General features: G+C 62.0%; 11 protein-coding genes and 2 pseudogenes. 2 read left to right on the forward strand and 11 right to left on the reverse strand.

Features of this window, described 5'->3' with window-relative positions; translation table 11 throughout:
* Positions 1-311: 311 nt before the first annotated feature.
* A complete protein-coding gene (locus JQ616_RS34550) occupies positions 312-836 on the reverse strand; it encodes an isochorismatase family protein (protein ID WP_212022632.1) in 525 nt (174 codons plus the stop codon).
* 1,024 nt (positions 837-1,860) lie between these two features.
* On the opposite strand from JQ616_RS34550, the gene JQ616_RS34555 reads away from it, so the two are divergent.
* On the forward strand, positions 1,861-2,571 hold the full coding sequence (locus JQ616_RS34555; protein ID WP_212022633.1) for a helix-turn-helix transcriptional regulator: 711 nt from the start codon (positions 1,861-1,863) through the stop codon (positions 2,569-2,571).
* A gap of 281 nt (positions 2,572-2,852) precedes the next feature.
* Here the strand turns inward: JQ616_RS34555 and JQ616_RS34560 are convergent, their stop codons facing one another.
* The 6 genes from JQ616_RS34560 to JQ616_RS34585 all read right to left on the reverse strand — a co-directional run bounded on the left by JQ616_RS34560 (position 2,853) and on the right by JQ616_RS34585 (position 14,989).
* Positions 2,853-7,196 (reverse strand): translocation/assembly module TamB domain-containing protein, encoded by a 4,344-nt coding sequence (locus JQ616_RS34560; protein ID WP_212022634.1) that lies wholly within the window; start codon positions 7,194-7,196, stop codon positions 2,853-2,855.
* The gene (locus JQ616_RS34565) at positions 7,196-9,406 is read right to left on the reverse strand and encodes an autotransporter assembly complex protein TamA (protein WP_249137648.1); all 2,211 of its coding nucleotides are present in this window, start codon (positions 9,404-9,406) and stop codon (positions 7,196-7,198) included. The genes JQ616_RS34560 and JQ616_RS34565 overlap by 1 nt, the downstream gene beginning before the upstream one ends.
* A 237-nt stretch (positions 9,407-9,643) precedes the next feature.
* The gene (locus JQ616_RS34570; RefSeq protein WP_212022635.1) at positions 9,644-9,796 is read right to left on the reverse strand and encodes a hypothetical protein; all 153 of its coding nucleotides are present in this window, start codon (positions 9,794-9,796) and stop codon (positions 9,644-9,646) included.
* A 232-nt stretch (positions 9,797-10,028) separates the two neighbouring features.
* Entirely contained in the window at positions 10,029-10,592 is a 564-nt protein-coding gene (locus tag JQ616_RS34575; protein WP_212022636.1) for an invasion associated locus B family protein, read from the reverse strand.
* 82 nt (positions 10,593-10,674) lie between these two features.
* Entirely contained in the window at positions 10,675-13,935 is a 3,261-nt protein-coding gene (locus JQ616_RS34580) for an autotransporter outer membrane beta-barrel domain-containing protein (RefSeq protein WP_212022637.1), read from the reverse strand.
* Between the two features lie 427 nt (positions 13,936-14,362).
* Entirely contained in the window at positions 14,363-14,989 is a 627-nt protein-coding gene (locus JQ616_RS34585; RefSeq protein WP_212022638.1) for an NYN domain-containing protein, read from the reverse strand.
* An 813-nt stretch (positions 14,990-15,802) separates the two neighbouring features.
* On the opposite strand from JQ616_RS34585, the pseudogene JQ616_RS34590 reads away from it, so the two are divergent.
* Positions 15,803-16,222, forward strand: a pseudogene (locus tag JQ616_RS34590) (transposase); the annotation flags it as partial.
* 34 nt (positions 16,223-16,256) lie between these two features.
* On the opposite strand, the pseudogene JQ616_RS39530 reads toward JQ616_RS34590, so the two are convergent.
* The 4 genes and pseudogenes from JQ616_RS39530 to JQ616_RS34605 form a co-directional block, all read right to left on the reverse strand.
* A pseudogene (locus JQ616_RS39530) lies at positions 16,257-16,539 on the reverse strand (IS66 family transposase); the annotation flags it as partial.
* Positions 16,540-16,672: 133 nt separating this feature from the next.
* The gene (locus JQ616_RS34595; protein WP_212022639.1) at positions 16,673-17,575 is read right to left on the reverse strand and encodes a helix-turn-helix domain-containing protein; all 903 of its coding nucleotides are present in this window, start codon (positions 17,573-17,575) and stop codon (positions 16,673-16,675) included.
* A gap of 797 nt (positions 17,576-18,372) precedes the next feature.
* Positions 18,373-18,789, reverse strand: coding sequence for a PaaI family thioesterase (locus JQ616_RS34600; RefSeq protein WP_212022640.1), 417 nt, complete (start codon positions 18,787-18,789; stop codon positions 18,373-18,375).
* Between the two features lie 25 nt (positions 18,790-18,814).
* Positions 18,815-18,964, reverse strand: a complete 150-nt coding sequence (locus JQ616_RS34605; RefSeq protein WP_212022641.1) for a hypothetical protein — start codon at positions 18,962-18,964, stop codon at positions 18,815-18,817.
* Positions 18,965-19,130 lie beyond the last annotated feature (166 nt).

Here is a 19,130-nt window from a genome sequence, read left to right on the forward strand (position 1 = left end):
CAGGCAAGCAATCGTCATGCAGGCCTGGGTGCGGGCGCGGTTGCGGCCTGCCGGTTCGGGGCTACGCGGAAGCGCCGCTCACCGCGCCAGCCCGGGGCAATCCGAATGTGCCGGCCGCTCGCGGCCGGCTCCGCCAAGGCTTTGGCCCGTGGAGCATCGTCCAGGCGTCGCTCTCGCCGCTGCAATCGAGTGTGGCCGAAAGCGATGAGCAACCGTTTGTCTGAGGACGGCGTTTGCGCGAGAGGACGGGAAAGGCCGACCATTGACGACGGACCTGCTTGCCGAGTGTCCGGTCCGCTCCGCGGATCGCCTTATGAAAGAAGTTCCTGAATCTTTTGGCTCACATTGAAATCCTCCAGGGACATCGCCCATTCCAGCAAGGCTTGCCGGATTGTGGTCGCAAGGATGCCGTGATGCGCGAGCCGGGCCAGAACGAGCGCCCGATCAGATTCGTGCCGCGCGATCGACAAATCCGAGAGCAGGCGGACGTCGTAGCCGCGTCTTGCCCCTTCCAATGCCGAGATGAGCACCTCCTCTTCGAGGAAGGCACCGCCCAGGAAAATCACGCCGACATCCGACCGGGCCAGACGCTCTGCCAGCTGCGGATCTCGCCACATCGACAGCGCATCGACGTCAATGTGCTCGATCGAGGCGGCAACCTGGTTCGGAAGCAGAGCTCGTTCGTAGCCGCCAATGGCGATTTGAGGGATCGCAAAGAATTCCTGGCAGATCGAGAGCAGCGGCAAGCTTCCGGCGAACGCTTCGGAAGCATTCGCCGCAGCACCCCGCGCTGCATTGACGAGGACAACGCAGCTATGGCGGGGATGAGCCAGCATTCTGCCTGTCCTCCAGGTGAGGGTGATCTGTTGCAAACGCAAATGCGGCCATGTGACCAGGTCCTTCTCCTATCGGGGCGGCCTTTCTGGAGCTGATGCCTGGGCCGAACCAGATGCCAACGCTTGTCGTCTCCTCGGACTGAGGGTCCGTAGCCATCCTGTTCAGGCAAGGCGATCAATCGCATGTGGGCATCCGACATACCAAACCCGTCAAACTTGCGAACAATCCTCGACGAGGTCCCTTTCACACCAAAGAAACGACCGATTCCAAAAACGATGAAACGCCCCTTCAATCGACATGCCGCGCCACCGGGCAGAGTCCCGCGTCAAGGATCCGGCCCTCTACCGAGAAAGGGACACAAAATGGCGCCTTATCCACCATCGGCCGACACCCCTCTCGCAGGCAGGAGGCATGCACCGAAAAAAGCGGACGTTGCCTGTCTGCCTCCCCGCGTGGATGCACGCCTTTATCGCGGCCTCCGCTTCGCGCTGCCTCTCGGCGTTGCCCTGTGGATCATCCTGGGCCTTGTTCTCAAGAAATCGCTTTCGCTTTGAGCAAGCCGCTCGGCGTCAAATCACGCTCTGGAACCCATTGACAATCACGCTGCGTCTTCGAGCGGCGCCAGATGACAGGCTTAACGGGCGTTGCGGTGCCAGTGCATCAACAGGTAGCAAGTGTAAGACCGTCTCGGTCAAGCACCGGCGTCGGCGCGGCTAGTCCATTGATGATGGCTGCGGCCATTTAAGACCGTTCTTCAAAAAAACGGCCCATTTCTAAAAGTGACTACCGAGAACCAGACCCTACAATCGGCTCTTGGTAACGGAGCGGGTAACGTCCATGAAAGTGCCGTATCGACTTGACCAAACGGTACTTAATGTTGGTTCGGAGCTATCCGTCCTGAGGACGAGTGAAAGCCTCGGTTGGCCAAACGTCAACGCCAGCTTTGCGAGAGGACTCCCGCACGGTTACGAGATAGTCCATCGTGCCACTCCCGACGTTTGGATCGCCATGTCGTATAGTTCGATGGACGCGCACCTGAATGTGGGCGGGCGGGAGCAGCGCTTTGTCTTTCGGGACCGGCGTATCCTGCTGCTCGCGCCGGAGACGCCCATCGGAGTACGAAGAGGGAGCGAAATTCACGGGCTTCACGTGTTTCTGAAAGCCGAGATCCTTGCCGAGGTTGCAAGCGAGGTATTCGATCGCGACGCCAAGAGTCTTGAAATCGTCTCGACATTCGGGTTTGACGATCCTGGCATGCGCTTGCTGCTGGATTCCCTGAACTACGCGCTCTCTGAGCCGGGGCCGCATTCGAACCTGAAAGTAGAGCATCTTTCACGTGTGCTGGCGATCGATGTGCTCTCGAAACATGTTGCCTCAACGCGAGCCAATTGCACGCAAGCTGCCGAGCGCCTGACGACGAAGCAGGCTCGCTTGGTGACTGAATACATCCACGAACATCTTTCTTCGGAAATACTGCTGAACGATCTGGCGAAGCTGGCCGGAGTTAGCCGCACCTTGTTTATCCAGCGATTCAAGGCATCGTTTCGTCAGACGCCGCATCGATACCTGATGGAAACGCGTATTCGTCGGGGCCAGGAGTTATTGGCAACGACCACCCTGCCCTTGACGCACATCGCAATGATCTGCGGTTTCGCTGATCAATCGCATTTGAGCATGTCCTTCAGGCGCGCTGTTGGCATGTCGCCATCGCAATATCGAAAGTGCACGTCCTAGGCACCTTGTGCTGAGTGACAAACTCGACCTGTCAGACCCCGACCACCATCGTGGCTCAGCTCCGTCCCGTGCCCATCACCTTCTATTGGCGCGGTCCCATCCACTCGGGTGGAGCGAGACTTCAATTCAGAACACGCAAGAATGACTTTGCGGGCAAATGACATGGACACGTGTCCGATCCGCCGTCACACGCATTTTGCCGCGTTTTCGGAGAGGTTTGTCGGCCGCCTGGTTGGCCTTATCGGACAGGGCATCAATGACATTGCAGAAATCGCTCAGTGCTACCATTCGTATCGCGCTCCAACCCCGACGGATGTCGACCCCTTCGCGTCGACATCCGACTCGACCCGGATATGGCGTGTGACGTCTACATTGGCCGACACGCCCGACTGGCTGGCGCTGGCGCCTGTCCGCACACCCACGCTCAACCTGTCGCCGATCGCGCGCGACGCGCCGACCATCGGGCCGCCGGCGCCGGCGCTCACATCCAGACTGTCGACGCCGAGCGAGCGGCGCAGGCGATCCATTGTCCCTTCACCGCCGCTTGCGAACTGCGCTGCCGTCTCCGCGAGCTGCAGCGCCTGCGCCGTCGACAGACCACCGGACGCCTTCTGGAACAGGATGCGCGACAGAATTTCGTCCTGCGGCAATTCGGGCTGCGACGTGAAAGCGAAGACCGGCGCGGCTGCGGGCCCGGAGATGCCGACCTGCGCGGTGATGTCTGAGGCCGAGATCTCCGCCACGAAGTCGAGCTCGGGGGCAAGATCGCCGTTGAAGGAGAGGTTACCCCTGGTGAAGGTCAACGTCTTTCCGAGCACCGCCAGCTTGCCCTGATAGAGCGAGAAGGCCCCCTTAGGTACCGGAGCGTTGGTCGTACCGCCCACACGCACGGAACCGCCGAGTTCAGCAGTTACTCCGCGGCCGTGAATAAAGACGTGGTTCGGCGCCGACACTGAGACCTCAAGCGCAGCATTGAACAACGCCGCGCGCCGCTTACTGCCCCTCAAGGCTTCGGCCTTGCGCGCCGCCGCAAGGCGTGCGGCGGCCTGGCCCGACGCATTCACATGGGTGATGCCATCGATCGGTCTGAGCGCCGACGGCAGGCGATCGGGAATATCGACGGCGACGTGAGTCAGGTCGATGTGCCCACTGATCCGGGGATCGCGCGCCAGAGCGCCGGTGACGTCGATCGAAAGATTGGCCTGCGCCGTCGCGAGCGCACTGGCCGCCAGCGTCGCCTGTTGTCCGCGAATCGAGACGGTGCCGGGGAAACCGGCATCCGGAGCCAGGCGCACCTGGCCGGAGCCAGTCAATGTGCCGCCGTTGGGCGTCGTCGCGGTCAGGCGCTCCACGACGATACGGTCTCCTTCGGCAGTGACTTTCGCATCGATGTCGTCGAGGCGTGTGCCGAGCAGGCTGTCGCGGAACGTGCCTCCGCTCAAGGTGGCGGCGCCGCCGAGCTGTGGCTTGGCGCGCGTGCCGGCCACACGGGCATCGAGCACGACGGTGCCGGAGACGGTGCGGCCGGACGCTGACAGGACGGCGTTGGCGACGGCGGCATCGAGACGGCCCTTCGCGGTCAGCGCGATCGGCCCGGCTGCATCGAGCGGCACCGTGCCCGAGGCGGTAATCGTGCCGGCTTTTCCAGCTGCGATCGTGGTGGCGATGCTCGCACGGCTTCCCTCGAGGCGCCCATCCGCCGTGACGTCGATCGGCGGCAGGCCCGCGCTGCGCCCCTGCGGTGCGGTCAGTTGCCTGACGGTCACCCTGTACTGGCCTGTCGCGGCGCTCGTCGAGCCTGAGATCGCGGCCGAGGCGTCGAGCGTCCCGGCAAGGCCCAGGCCCGGCATCAGGACATCGGCCGCAGGAAGCGGGATTGCGTTTGCGATAGCCTTGACGTCGAGCGTCTTGCCTACGCTGCCGTCAACCGCGATGCGACCGTTGCCGACGCCGAGAGCCAAATGCTCGATCAGCACACTCCCCTCGTCGAGCGAGAAGCTGGCCGGCCCCTGCAACGCGATCGCCCTGGTGCCGCGTCGCGCGGTGAAGCGATTGAGATCGAACCGCGTGCGATCGTTGGCGGTCAGCACGCCTGCGGCATCGAGGTCGAAGCCGGCCGCCTTGGCCGACAGGCCAATCATGCTCGCGCCGGCGTTTCCGCGCGCGGTCAGGGCGATGCTCGAGACGGCCTGGCCGGCGATCTCGGCGCCGGTGACCTTGGCGTCCGCGTTGAGCAGCGGATGGCGGTAGAGATCGGCCGCATCCGCCCGCAGATCGAAACTGCGGATCGCGGCACCGGCGGCACGGATCCCTGATCCCCTGCCAGCAAGACGGACAGATTGCTGATCGCCATCGGCGGATGCGGCAAGATCGAGCGAAGCCGAGCCGGCGAGGTCCATCAGGGCAAGCGGCGAGAGATCGGCGAGCGAGCCGGCCGCGAAATGGAGCTCTCCGCGCGCGAGGCTTTGCGTGTCGATCGTCCCCGCCCCCTTCAGGGATACCGAGCCGATCGCGATGTCGACGGTCTTGGCATCCCACCCGGCATAAGACGAGCGAGCTGCGTCGCCCGATTGGCGGCTCATCTGCACGATGCCGCGCGCGGCCTTGCCGTCGACCGAGCCATCGAGCCTGGCGTCGACCACACAAGGTCCTTTGACATCATTGATGGTCGCGGCGAGTTCCAGATGCGCAATGGAGCGCCGCATCGCCGTGGCGCGATCCACCGAAGCAGAGAACGACACGCCGGGACGCGCGAGCCCTCCGGTCAGGCCGACATCGACAGCTCCCGCACCTGTCAGGCGCGCATCGGCCGCGGCAAGATCAGGCAGATCAACATGCGCCGACAGGTCACTCGTATCTCGGGTCAGCGTTCCCTTGGCGCGTAAGGCGAGATGGGCTCCGTCGAGCGACACGTCACGCACAGTGTAGATGTCGCCGCTGCTATCTGCGCCGACATCTGCCGCGAGCGTGATGCGGGGTCCAGTGAGCCCATCCAGCGCCGTGAGCCCCGTTGCGATTCCTTGGCCCGTGCCGGACAATTTCGTGTCGAAGCGGCCGTGCTCACGGTCGGCATCGAGATCGAGGCCGAGCGCGACCGAGCCCATCAGCTTCAAGCCGGCGAGATCGCTGAAGCGGCCGAGATCAGGCATCGTTCCGGTTGCCCGGCCGCGCAGCCGATCGGGGCTGACATCACCAGCATAAGTGGCCTGGACTGTGGGCGTCCCGATCTCCAGCCGGTCGATGGTGGCGTGGCCGCCCAGATCGGTGCTGCCATGGAGCACAAGCGACGCGCTGTTGCCTATGGCCGCTGCAAGACCACGATCGCGCGGCGCGATGCCGGTGGCCTGCAAATTCGCGTCCAGCACAATCTGCGTTGCGAGGTCAGTTGCCTCGGCGCGGGGAACCGCCGTGAGGGAGGCATCGAGCGCATCGAGGTCTCCATCTGGCAGGCGGGCGCCCGACAGTGCGAGCTTGGCCGTGAGCGTCGGGGCCTTGATCGGTCCGTTGACCCTGCTGTCGAACACCAGGCTGCGGATCGAACCCTGATCTGTTTGCGTGACATCGCCATTGCTCGGCAAGGCACGGATCGAGGCCGAAAAATCCATCACTCTGTCGGCGCCGAGCACGCCCTTCACGTCGAGCCGCGCCAGACGGCTCGTGAGCGTCAGCCCGTCGAGCGCGACGCTGCCGTCGTCGCCGAAACGCGTCGTGCTGTCGAGATTGGTCTCGCCGGCAAAGACAGGCGCGGCAACTGACGGCAGCAGCGGCCCGAGATGGCTTGAGAGGCGGGCTGCAAGGATGCGACGCGCCGCGTTGCGATCGAGCGTGATCGCACCGGTCGCATCGATCGTGGGACCGGCCTGAAACTTCAAGGCGCCACGGAAGCTGTCGAGCGTTCCCTTGCCGCCAAGCGCGAACGTGACGGGCGGCTCACCCGGCAGATGAGCGATCTTGGACATGAGGCCGTGGGCGGGCTCATCGAGCGTGACATCGAGGGTCAACGCGTTTCCATGCGGGACAAAGGCGAGCGCCGCCTTGAAGCGGCCCGGGAAATCGGTGCGGATCGCATCGAGATTGAAAACGAGGCCCTCCGAGGGCGAGCCGAGCTCAGTATTGCCGGTCGCCTTGACGCTCAAGGCTTCGCCGAGGATGGACTGGCCCAGCACCAGGGCCTGCAGGTCGAAAGCCTTCACCTGCACTTTAACGGGAAGTTCGGGCAGGATCGGCTGGTCAGATGCCGCGGCTGGCTGGTCGGAGGGCAGCGGCTTTCGCTTGATATCAAGCGTGCCGATCTCGAGCCGATCGATTTCCAGCCGCCCTGCGAGCAGCGCTGCGCGCCGCCAGACGAGACGCGCCTTGTCGAGGGTCAGCCACACTCCGTCCTTGTCGGTGAAGCTGACATCGCGCACCGTCGCATCCGACGACAGGACACCGTCGACCGCGCCGATATGAATCTGGGTCGCGGGCGTCGACAGCGTTCGCGAGACGAGGCTGGCAAGCACGTCCTGCTGGTTCTCGCCGGTTCTGCCTGCCATTCCGTAGAAAGCGATGCCGAGCACGGCGACACAGACGGCCCCGAGCGCCGCTACGACGAAACCGATCACAACGATCCGTCGCGCGCGCATCAGAAGGCCTGTCCAATGCTGACATAGATCGCGTAGCGGCTGTCGCCAGGCCGCGGATTCAGCGGAGTCGCGACATCGAGCCGGATCGGCCCCACCGGCGTCAGATAACGCAGGCCGAGCCCCGCCCCGTAGCCGACATAGTCGCCGAAGCCCGGCAGCGACGAACGGGACACCGAGCCGAAGTCCAGGAACGGCACGAGGCCGATGGTGGGCGTGATCCTGACGCGAACTTCTGCAGAACCTTCGATCAGGCTGCTGCCACCGGTGATCTGACCGAACATCATCGGCGAGATGGTGTTGAACCCATAGCCGCGCACGGATCCGCCGCCGCCCGCGAAGAAGCGGTGCGAATCCGGAATGTCAGCCAGCGGCGCTCCCCCGAGCGAGCCCAAGGCCAGCCGGCCCGCCAGCACGTAGTCGGCCTGCTCATCAAGCGCATAATAGGCCGAGCCCGAGACGCGGCCCTCGATGAGATCGATCGTGGAGCCCATCAGCTTCGAATAGGCATTGACGGTCGCAGCAAGGCGCACACCGCGCGTGGGATCGAGCGGATTGTCTGTCGTGTCGTAGCGGCCGGTCGCGGTGAAACCGACGAGCGTCGCATCGACACGGCCGAGCACGTCCTGCGATCTCGACTGCTCGACCTGAAGGCCGCCCTGTAGCGAAGCGGTCTCCGAAAAGCGATGGACCACACCGATCGTGCCGCGCACCGTATCGTCGGTATAGCCACCGAGCTCGTTGTTGCCGACGCGCTCGCGGAAGGCAGTAGCCTCGATCAACAGGTCGTTCGGAGTGCCGAACAAGCCCGGCTTGATGAAGGTTCCGGTGAATCGCGCACCAAGATCGGATGCGTGGAGATTGCTGGAACCGCCGAAGGAGGTTCCATCGACCCGCTGCAAGAGGGACACGGAGGCCTCAAGCCGCAGGCGCTCGCCGCCGCCGAAGATGTTCCGATCCTCATAGGAGCCCGAAACGCCGGGACCATCGACCGTCGAATATTTCGCCGAAAGGCCCACGGCGTGCCTGGGTCGTTCCGTCACATCGATGAAGACCGGCAGATTGCCATTCGCGTCGAGCTTGTCGGCCTCGCGGATGCGAATGCCGCCGATGGCGGGGATCCTGGCGATCGAGGTCTTGGTCAGCGCCAGCCGCTCGGGAGAATAAGGCTCGCCCTCCTTCAGATAGACATGGGTCGCCACCACCCGCGGATCGACAGCCCCGCTGCCCGAAATGGTGACGGCGCCTATGCCGGCTTTCGGGCCCGCATCGACCCGCAGCCGAAGGTCCATCGCGGCGGCCGTGTGATCCACTGTTGCCTTGACGTCGGCGGTCTTCGCGAGCGGATGTCCGTTGCTGCGGAACCAGTCGATGAGCTTCAGCTGCGCGGCGCGCAGGTCAGCCGAGACAGCCGGGTCGCCCGGTTTCAGTCCAAAGGCGCGGCGTGGCAATCCCTGCGGCGCCAGGTCGCGCGGATAGTCGACGTCGACCGTGCGCAACTTGAACAGCCGGCCGAGCCGCACGGCGACCTTGATCGGAACAACGGATTTATTGCGAAAGCCGTCAGCTTGGCGCGCGGCAGCCGCGAAGCCGGTTTCATCAAGCGAGGAGACCGGAACTCCGTCGATGGTCACATCAACTTCGGCGTTGTAGTGGCCAAGCCCCCAGAGTGTGTCCAGCAGCGGGTTGATGTCGGCCTGAAGGCGACGCGCGAGACCGTCTCCGTCCGGTGGCGGTTCCTGCCGGAGCCGATAGGTAGCGGAGGCGTCACGCAAGGCCTGTTCGGCATCACTATCCTCCTTGCCGTCATCCGTCCTGGCCTCGATCACCAGACGGTAAGGCATTGTCGTGGCGCTGACCGGTGGCGGATCGTCAGAACCGAGCAGGCCGAAGAAGTCGAACGCGTGAGCGGACCCGCTCGGCGAGCAGGAGACGATCGCTGCAACGGAACACCCAATACGCAGGCCTCGCCGGGTCGTGGTGACAAAATATCTTTGCCTTTGCCACCGCGCCGACCGGGCCAGGCATCGTTGCGCGGCTCCAATTGAACCTTGCGCCGCGCGAATAAATGTTACGAGACGGCAGACCAATGCCGGAGCAAGCGACGTCGCGGAGGCAACGTCGACCCGGAAGAGATGCATCCGTATTGTTCGCCAACGCCGCACTGAGCCAGCAATGGATTTCACGTCCGGCTTGTAGCCTGCAACTGGCAAGCGCTACCCCGCGGCAAAAGTTGGCCGCCCGCGGGCAGCAAACGGAAGTCATTGACATCCGGCACGACGATGATCGTTAGAACTTGATCCGTTCAACGACTTTGATCATCGGTCCGACACTTTCACATTCGATTTTTTTTGTCACCCGAGAAGTGCACCCGCAATCCAGGCCACGCCAAGCTCATCACCGCGCCCCTCCGGAACTCGCTGGTGAGGCGACGGGTCGTTGAAGATTATTCAGATGCCGCCAACATTTGCCGCAACTTCTTTGGCGATCGCGTCGCTGCAACACATCTGAGGCAGATAGTCGCGGAAGCGCCAATTGTGGAACTCTTCCGTCGTCCCAGTCGCCAAATGCGGGGCGCGGTTGGAACGAGCAGCCAAAATCATGGTTCGCATCTGCCTCAATCAAGCAGCGCTCTCTGTCCCCTTGCCCCCCGTTTCGCTCTCACCCTGATGTCCTCCTGGATTGGATCGAAGCCGATCAGAGCGAGGAACTCCGCATGAAGTCGCACCGGAGCATGGATCCGGATGAACGATCCGAGCTGACAGAAAATGTTCGCGTCTCGCAGACCCATCTGCTTCAGGAATGAACCAGGACTTCCGTGTGAGGTCGTGAACTTCAGGGCACTGGTCGAGCGGCGAGCTTGGCAAGGCGCGCCAGCGCGGCACCGAAACCCTTCATCGAAAGCTCAAAGTCCGCCGGATTGCCGCTGTCGTAAACAATCATGCGAACAGCAACCTTCTGCTGACTGCTGAGGACCTTGACCTCATCGGCGCTGAATTCTGTTGGCGCCAAACACCCGTTCGGCAGGCAGGTCAGCAGCTCGATCTTCCTGAAGTCTCTGTTGCCGGCCTTGAGGGTGATACCCTCCGACAACTTGATCCCGAAGGCTGCGGTGATCGTTGCCGCCAAAGACCCGGCCTTGGCAGCGGGCCGAAGCAGTATCGACATTACCTTCTGGTTCGTTTCGCCTTGGAAGATCTCCGCACTGATGTGGCATTGCCTGTCGGCATTGCTCGTCCCCAGCGCATCACAGCGGACGGCCCAAGCATCATAGGTTTCCATGAGCGTCGTAGGCTGGCTGGTCGTCTCCTGGGCCAGGGGTTGGTTTGAAGACGATGCACCGATGAAAAGGATCCCGGCGAACGGAGCTGCCAATAACAAAACGGAAGTTCGGACCACAGAGTGCTTCATGACTGAAGGAGTTGACGCGCGCACTGAAGGAGCGGACGGGCCCCACTCGCACGGGAGTTACTGTGCGTCGTCACCATCTGTACGTGGCTCCAGCGATGCCGCGATAGCCGTAGCTGCTGCCGAAGTTGCTGAGGCTCGTGGAAGCGGCGACTTCGCCATAGAGGGAGTATTTGTTGTCACCCCAATCATAGGTTCCGCCCAACCCGAGCTCTCCGGTCGAGGGGTCGTTGCGGCTGACAAACCACGTCTCGGCCACGCTCACCCGGGTCCCCCCTAGAAACTCGGCATAGAGATTGGCGACGCCATAGAGCTTGAGGCGTTCGGCGTTGCCATGAGCGTCATTCCACGCCTTCTCCCAGCCGGCCGAGATCCCGAACCGCGCTCGGAGGCTGTCACCCTTGTCGGGCGAGACTGCCGCCCCGAACCGATCGGTAAAGCTGTCGAATGTCACCGAGGAATAGATCAGCTGCGCCTGCGGCGTGACCGTCCAGTTCCTGGCGATGTGCAGGTCCTGCCCCAGCTCGAGCGAGAACGCGTAACCGAAGGCGCTGTTATCGTGGGCGATGAGGCCGGCCTGATCGGACGACAGATTGCTGTTGAACCAGGTCGCCCGTCCCTGGGCATCGACATAGAAACCTTGGTGGCCATACCAGGTCAGGGTAGGACCGACGCCATAGGCATCGGCATGGATGGAGCCGTTGGCGTGCGGCGAGACCAACCTGGCGCTGGCATTGCCGTACTGGCCAGTCACGCCAAGGATCAGGCGATCGCCAATGGTGGATTCATAAAGAAGCCCATCGACGCCTGCCTGAACCTGCCATTGGTCCACGTCGCGGTTCACACTTGCCGTCGAGAGGGCCGGCTGGACATGATCATGGCGCCCCTCCGTGCGGAGCCAGAAGCCACCACCTTCTATGGTGGGATCCTTCTCGCACCCGAAAGGACGGGCCGTCCGATCAGAGGCGTCGGCCGCCTCCCTTCTTTCCCGGTCATCGCACCAATAACGATTGCCCACCCGCTGCTGTAGCGTCGGCAGGCCAATCAGGCCAAGCAGCACCTGCGGATAAGCCTCAGCCACCGGCACTGTCGGCTGGTAAAGGGGCTGATACGACGGAGGCACAGTTGGCTGATAGGGAGGCTGATACGATGGAGGCACAGTTGGCTGATAGGGAGGCGGGGCTGGGTCGACCGGACGGAGTTGCGACCGCAGATACCAGTTGCCATCCGCCGCACTGTCGCCGACGCCACCGTGGAAAAGCGTGTAGCCATATGCCCCGGCGACCACGGCCGGACGCCCGTCCTTGGTCGAGTACTGCCCGTTGAGCACAAAGACATCGGGCGCGGACGCGGTTTTGTTCAGGACGTCGACGAGCATGATGCCATTGCCTGCCGTCGGCGCGCCCGCGCCGCCGGCGTTGGCGACGCTGATCCGAGTAGCTCCGCCGGAGCCAAGGCGCGCCGAGTCCACGACGAGCACGTCGCTCAGGCTCTGAGGGCCACCGGCGTTCAGGACGGTGTCGAGTCTCAGACCGCCGCCGTCGGAGATGAAGACGCCACCTCCGTCAGTACCGGGATGTGTGCCGCCGGTGATCACGAGCACGTCGCCGGCGATCGGGCGCCCCGCCCCGGTGTCGGCCCCCTGGAGCGTGATGATCCCGCGATTGTCGAATGTCCTCACGCCCAGCAGCTGCCCCTGGGCAACGCCGTTGGTGGGCGTCGGCAACAGGGCGCCAGCCGGCTGGTAGGCACCGGTATTGTCGACGCCCTGCGGCCGGTCGACATAGAGCAGCCGCAGGACGCCATTGGCGTTGTTGTTGAAGTCGCCGTTGATCCGCGAGACGGCGACATGCTGCACGCCGTTGACATAGTCGCGCGTGTCGAACGAATTTGCCGAGTTGTTGTTGAACACGTTGTTGCTGCCCAGCAGCGTGACGTAGCCGATGATCGTACCGTCGTTGTTGATGGTGGTGGTGCCGGAGCGGCTGAGGATGGCCAAGTCGCTGGCACCGCTGATGGTCGCACCAGCATGGTTATTGACCGTGGCCGCCTCCGTCGTACTGACATCAACCACCGCACTACCGGTGCCAAGCGTGGTCGCGCGGCCGTAATTGTCCACCGTCGCTTCTCGCGCGTCGGTCACCTGCAGAGCATTGCCTGTCGGCGTGACACCACCGTCGAGCGGACCGCTGGCCGTACCGACGGTGTTACCCCTGGCCACCAGGGTCACCTTGCCGCCTGTCGACTTACCGCGGATGGCCGTGGCGCCGCGGACGTCACCCGCCGCATCAATGTTGGCTTCACCCCCGCTGGCCACAGCACTGATGCCGATGCTCTTCTCCGAGACCACCGTGCCGCCGGTCATCGTCACAATGGCCTTGCCGTGGCCGGCATTGTAAGCATAAAGGCCGACGGCGTCGGTGCCTCCCGTTGTCACTGTCGCGCGGTCTGCCAGGGTGATCGTCGCATCAGCTGAGCTTGCGGCATTATAGACTTGGGCAAGCGCACCATGTGACCCGGCCGCTGTCGTGGTGACGCGGCTATTGCCCGACACGGCAACGGTCGCAGCACCCCTGCCCTGGTTGAGCGCGAAGAGACCAACTGCACCGGCCGTGACAGTGCCGCCCGTCATCGTCACTCGCGCATCGCGCGCATTCGCACCATTGGTAATCCAGGCAAGAAGCCCTCTTTGTCCCGCCGTTACCGTCCCGCCGCTCATCGTCACAGTGGCGGCACCAGTGCCCGTCTGCCAGGCGTACAAACCTATTTGACCCGCCCTGACCGAGCCACCCGTCATGATGACGGACGTATCCCCCTTTCCTGCCCCAGCCCTCCAATTGCTCGCCCACAGACCGTGCTTGCCGGCAACGATCGCCCCGTTGTCGAGGATCACCGTTGAATTGCCGTTGCCGAAGTTGAAGGCTATGACACCACTGTTGTACGGATTGGTAATCGTGGCTGCGTTTTTGATGTCGACGGCGATATTGTCGTATCCGTCATTCTGGACCACGCCATTCGGCTGAGATGAGGGCCCGACGACCATCCCGGGGTTGTCGATGACGAGTGTCAGGTTATTGGCGAGAGGCCAGTATCCCCAACCCTGACCGCCGTAGTAGATGCCACCAGGATAAGAGGCGCCTCCACAGGTGATCGTGGCCGGGTTCGACGTCGGATGGCCGCACTCGTACTGCGCCAACGACTCGTCACTGCTTATAGCCAGCAACATGGTGGCCAGCACAGCAGGCAAGGTCGCGCTGACAGACCGAGGGCTAAATTGCAACAGTGCGATGGAGAAACGGCGATCTATTGGGACTCTGTTCTGCATCGGCAACATGGACCACGCCCTCATCCAGATCGCCTTGAAGATTGGTCAGCCTTGTTTGAAATCGGACATCATTTCGAACCGCGCGACCCTGGCGACGGCCGCGTGCCTGCCTTTCTCGGACGCTTAGATCAACGAAGCCGGCGTCAGTAGAACGGCACTTCATCCAAGCGTCGCACCTGCAGGCGGAGGTATCGCTTCCAGGTCCGCTTGGAGACCATCGACAAAATGGACTCAATCGGAGAACTCGCAACTAAGTGCGACCTGAGCAGCGACTGCAGGGAAGTGCGGATTTCCACGAGCGCGGCTTCTGCGCACAGCCACCGCCGCTGATCCGGCAATTCATGTGAATCCACCACGATCGAACCCACCGGGCTCGCACGCACGGGCCCCACGCACAAAAAGCGACCCGCTGCGCGCAGGCAATAGAGCGACGTGACTACTCGCCGAGATCGTTATCGGCCGCCTGTAGAGCCACCGTGGTGATAGCGCGCTGGTGAAATTGCGGAGAGCGAAGGCGCGGAGCTGGACGTTCGGACGAATCACGACCGAGCTTGGATTGCAGCTCAACCAGGTCGGTGAAGACGTCCGCCTGGCGGCGCAGTTCGTCGGCGATCATGGGGGGCTGGCTGGCGATGGTAGAGATCACCGTGACGCGAACGCCCCGGCTCTGCACGGCTTCGACCAGGGAGCGGAAGTCGCCGTCGCCAGAGAACAAGATCATCTGATCGATGTGCTCGGCGAGCTCCATGGCGTCGACCGCGAGCTCGATGTCCATGTTGCCTTTCAGCTTGCGGCGGCCACTTTCGTCGACGAACTCCTTGGTCGCCTTGGTAACAACCGTGTAACCGTTGTAGTCTAGCCAGTCGATCAGGGGACGGATCGACGAATACTCCTGATCCTCGATGACCGCCGTGTAATAGAACGCACGCAGCAGCGTGCCGCGGCCTTGGAATTCTTTGAGAAGACGTTTGTAATCGATATCAAAGCCGAGCGCCTTCGCCGTAGCGAAAAGATTGGCCCCGTCGATGAAGAGCGCGATTTTGTTGGAAACAAATGATGACATTCAAGTGATCTCACGGGTTTATCGCGATTTTGGCGGGCCACGCGCCAATAATCCGTCTTAACGGGATAAGAAGATCGACCTTTCCTACGGGAGCCGTGAAACACACCCTCGCTCAGGGTAACAGCCACATTGCCACGGCGACCAGACCTTGAGCGAAAGCAATTTCAACAATCCCGCCTACAAAACCGCGCTTGTGGAATTTTGCTGCTGCCATCTCCTCCCCTTGCATGTCCCTGCTTGCTCAAGAACAAATATCGTGCAAGCGCGCGCCAACAAGCATCAAGGAACTCTCCGCAATAACCTTGGATCATCGGTTCGCATATTTTGAATTCGAACATTTCTTGCTTCAGGCGCTGTCAACGCCCTTAGACGCAGCCTGCCGTTGCGTCACCGTGACGGCCATGACCAATGGTCCTTCCTCTCAGGTAACCACGATGCCTCCGTACTCGTTGGGCGGGGCCGCCAACCAGCAATGTAGGTTCAGGCCTTTCTAGAACGCTCTGTCTGCCGTGAGGATCCGGCAGCAAGGTGCCGGCCTGCCGGCGGAAAAGCGAGAAAAGCGCGTGAAGGTTTCGCCCGGCGGGACGGCTGCCGTAGATCGTGACAGCCACGAACAGCGACTCGTTTGCTGCGGGGGCCAGGCGCAGACTGTTCAGCAGAGGTCGCTCTCCCAGAAGATCAGCGCAGCCGAGGCAGATCAGCAATGACGCTCTCGAAGCAACGACAAGGAACGCGGCAAGTCGACGGCGTTGACCTTGCCGCACAGGCTTAATCCTGCTTGAAGTTCTTCCTGGCCCACGACAAGGACCAGGCATGAAGCGCAGCCGCTTTTCGGAAGAGCAGATCATCGGGATTTTAAAGGAGCACGAGGCCGGCGTTTCGATCGCCGATCTGTGCAGCAAGCATGGCGTCAGCGACGCCAGCATCAACAAATGGAAGGCGACGTTCGGCGGCATGGAGGTGTCAGATGTCAAGCAACTGAAGGCGCTGGAGGATGAGAACACGCGGCTGAAGCGGTTGCTGGCGGATGCCATGCTCGACAATGTCGCGCTGAAGGACTTGCTGCAGAAGAAGTTGTGACGCCGGCGGCTGGACGGAAAAGCTGTCACCCATCTCATGGATGCCCACCGGTTGGGCGAACGGCGGGCGTGTAAAGCCATCGGCAGCTGCCGCATGACTATGAGATACAAGACGACCCGGACGAACGATGACCGCCTTCGCCAGTTTATGAAGGTGGCGTAGTCTCAAGACCGGCGTAGCCCGCCGCTCACGCGGCCTTTTCAGCTCGCTTGTTTCGGTCAAGCCAATTCCACGGAAGCTGTTCGTCGAGCCTTTGAAATGGATGTGCGGCGATGCGGGTCGGGACGCTGGCGAGCCGCGCTTTGGATCCACGTCGTTCATTTTGACCGCAACGACCGAGCGATACGTCATCGCGTCAACGGTCGCAGCCGCGATCGGGACCGCAGGACAGCCGGGACTTGCGGCCCACGGCGCTAGGCGCGGACGGCCCGTTCGGCGGCGTTGCTGGACAGGCCGACGCGACCGTCGTCGTGGCAAACGCCCGCAGGTCCTATCTCGACGACAGCGATGCGCTTGGACGCCGGTCCTTTATCGCGGTCAGCTTCGTCCCATGACCAACGCCCGGACTGACCAGCACGTGTTCCGATTTTTTCGGATGATGCGCTAGGTGCACTTTCGATATACCGATGGAGACAAGCCAACCGCATTTCTGAAGGCCATGCAAAAATGTGACTGATCGGCGAAGCCGCAGATCAATGCGATTTGCGTCAATGGCGCGTTTGTCGTTGCCAATAATTCCTGGCTGCGACGAATGCGCGTTTCCATCAAGTATCGATGCGGCGTCTGCTGAAATGATGCCTTGAACCGCCTAACAAAGACGGTGCGACTGAGTCCGGCCAGCTTCGCAAGGTCGTTCAGCAATATTTCCGAAGAAAGATGTTCGTGGATGTATTCGGTCACCAAGCGAGCTTGCTTCGTCGTCAGGCGCTCGCTGGCTTGTATGCCGGTGGTTAGCTTTGCGGCACCATGCTTAGAAAGCACATCGACCGCCAGCGCGCGTGAAAGATGCTCTACTTTCAGGTTCGAATGCGGCCCCGGCTCAGAAAGCGCGTAGTTCAGGGAATCCAGCAGCAAGCGCATGCCAGGATCGTCAAACCCGAACGTCGAGACGATTTCAAGGCTCTTGGCGTCGCGATCGAACACTTCACTCGCAACTTCGGCGAGGATCGCGGCCTTCAGAAATACATGAAGTCCGTAGATCTCATTCTGTCTTCTCACTCCAATGGGGGTCTCGGGCGCAAGCAGCAAAATCCGTCGGCCCGAACAGACAAGGCGCTGCTTCTGCCGGCCTAAATTCAACGACACGTCCACCTCAGTGTGCGACATAGCGATCCAGACATCGGGCGTGGTCCGATGGGCGATTTCGTAACCGTGTGGCAGCCCTCTTGCGAAACTAACGCTGATGTTTGGCCACTCCAAGGCTTCGCTTGTCCTCAAAATAGCTAGTTCCGAGCCGACATTGAGCGCTGTTTGGTCGATCCGATAGGGCGTATTGATGCGTCTCATCGTTCTCCGTTACCCGGTCCCATCGTTGTACCAGTTCATGGTAGTTACTCTGGATACAGTCCTCATTGCTCATTCGCCTGGAGCAAATTCGCTTTCGGAAACTGATTTCGACTTTCTGGCGATCAGGGTTAGCACGCCGGCCGGAAGGCGCCTTGTGCCAGATCAAATCTGGACAAGCCGGAAACCCACTCCGCGCGTAACCAAGATGGGAAGGTGGCATTGTGGTCTCTGGCCGGCTCGTGTTTAGTCCCGTCGAACCGCCGACGTGCGGGCGGTCAGCACGCTGTTCTTCCCAACCATTCCTATGCCGGTCGGCCAAGACAGGCAGATCGTCGGCGGATGAAGCCGGAGAACGCTCCCTCGAAGGGCTGATCCTGATAGCACGCGACGCATTTGCCTCGTTTGGAGGCCCGATCGTGGCGGCAGGCGACACGATTTAGCTCAGCGGGTTTTCAGCGCATGAGTTCGATGTCCCCTCCTCTATAACTGGACGGCGCTCGGTAGTGCGATCCGAACATAAACGAAGCCGACCTGCTGTCGGTCTTCCCTCGCCTTTACCACAAGGCGTACTCGCCTAGTGTGAGTGCAACGGAGTGTCGCCTTCTCGGTTCAAATTACTGGCGCTTGTCTTCGCCACGGGCGGACCGTCAGCGTTATATTCATTTAGACGCAGCGGACATCATTCAAAGTCGTCCCATCCTAATCGGCTTAGCAGATCAAGCGGGGCAAGGGTCAAACAGAAGGAGGAGTTCCACCCGGCTTGGCCCGCTACCGGGATTAGCCGGATCCAATCGCATTTACTGCGCCAGGTACGCACCGCGACCACTCGCGAGCAAGACCTGTTCACCATCGATGACCCTAACGTCGGCGGTGCTCATCCGACGGCCCACTTTGAGCACGGTCCCGATAGCCAATACCGTCCCCCCGACCGCGGGCCGGTGATAGTCTACCCGAAGATCGGCCGTCGCAGCTACAGAACCCCCTGCAGCCCGTATCGCATAGAGGCCAGTCAAATCGATTAGCGCGGCAAGAATTCCACCGTGCGTCGCTCCCACCTTGATGTTTGACACGAACTCTTCACGCCAGTGCAGCGCGATTGCCACTCCATCTTCCCTAAGCTCGGTAAGTTCCACCCCAAGCCACTGGTGGTAGGGTGCCTGCATCAGCGCTCTTCGAAATTCCGCCGTGGCGTTCAGTCGCTCAACTTCGCTCATTCCCGCGCCTTCCTCGACGAATTTCTCATCGCAGTGCCTGCACGCTCGGCTTGTCGCGATCAGCAAGATAGATCCTCGAAACGGTTTCGAACCGCATCATCGCATCGCCCACGCTATTGGCGGATACGATCGGCGGCGTCTCGACGGGTTGCGCCGCCGTCAGCGATTGTTGCACGTTCATTCAGTCGTCCAATTCGAATGGCTTTGTCCGGGCGGAGCAGCGAACTCAATGACCAAAGAGTAGGTAGCTGCGGTCGTCGCCGGGGCGATCCCGCATACCGTCGGTCCAGCCGACAGCTACCGATTGCGTCGGTTTGCCTGAGCGCAATGTGGCCCATCCC

Source organism: Bradyrhizobium tropiciagri, assembly GCF_018130545.1.
GTDB classification, from domain to species: Bacteria; Pseudomonadota; Alphaproteobacteria; order Rhizobiales; family Xanthobacteraceae; genus Bradyrhizobium; species Bradyrhizobium tropiciagri_A.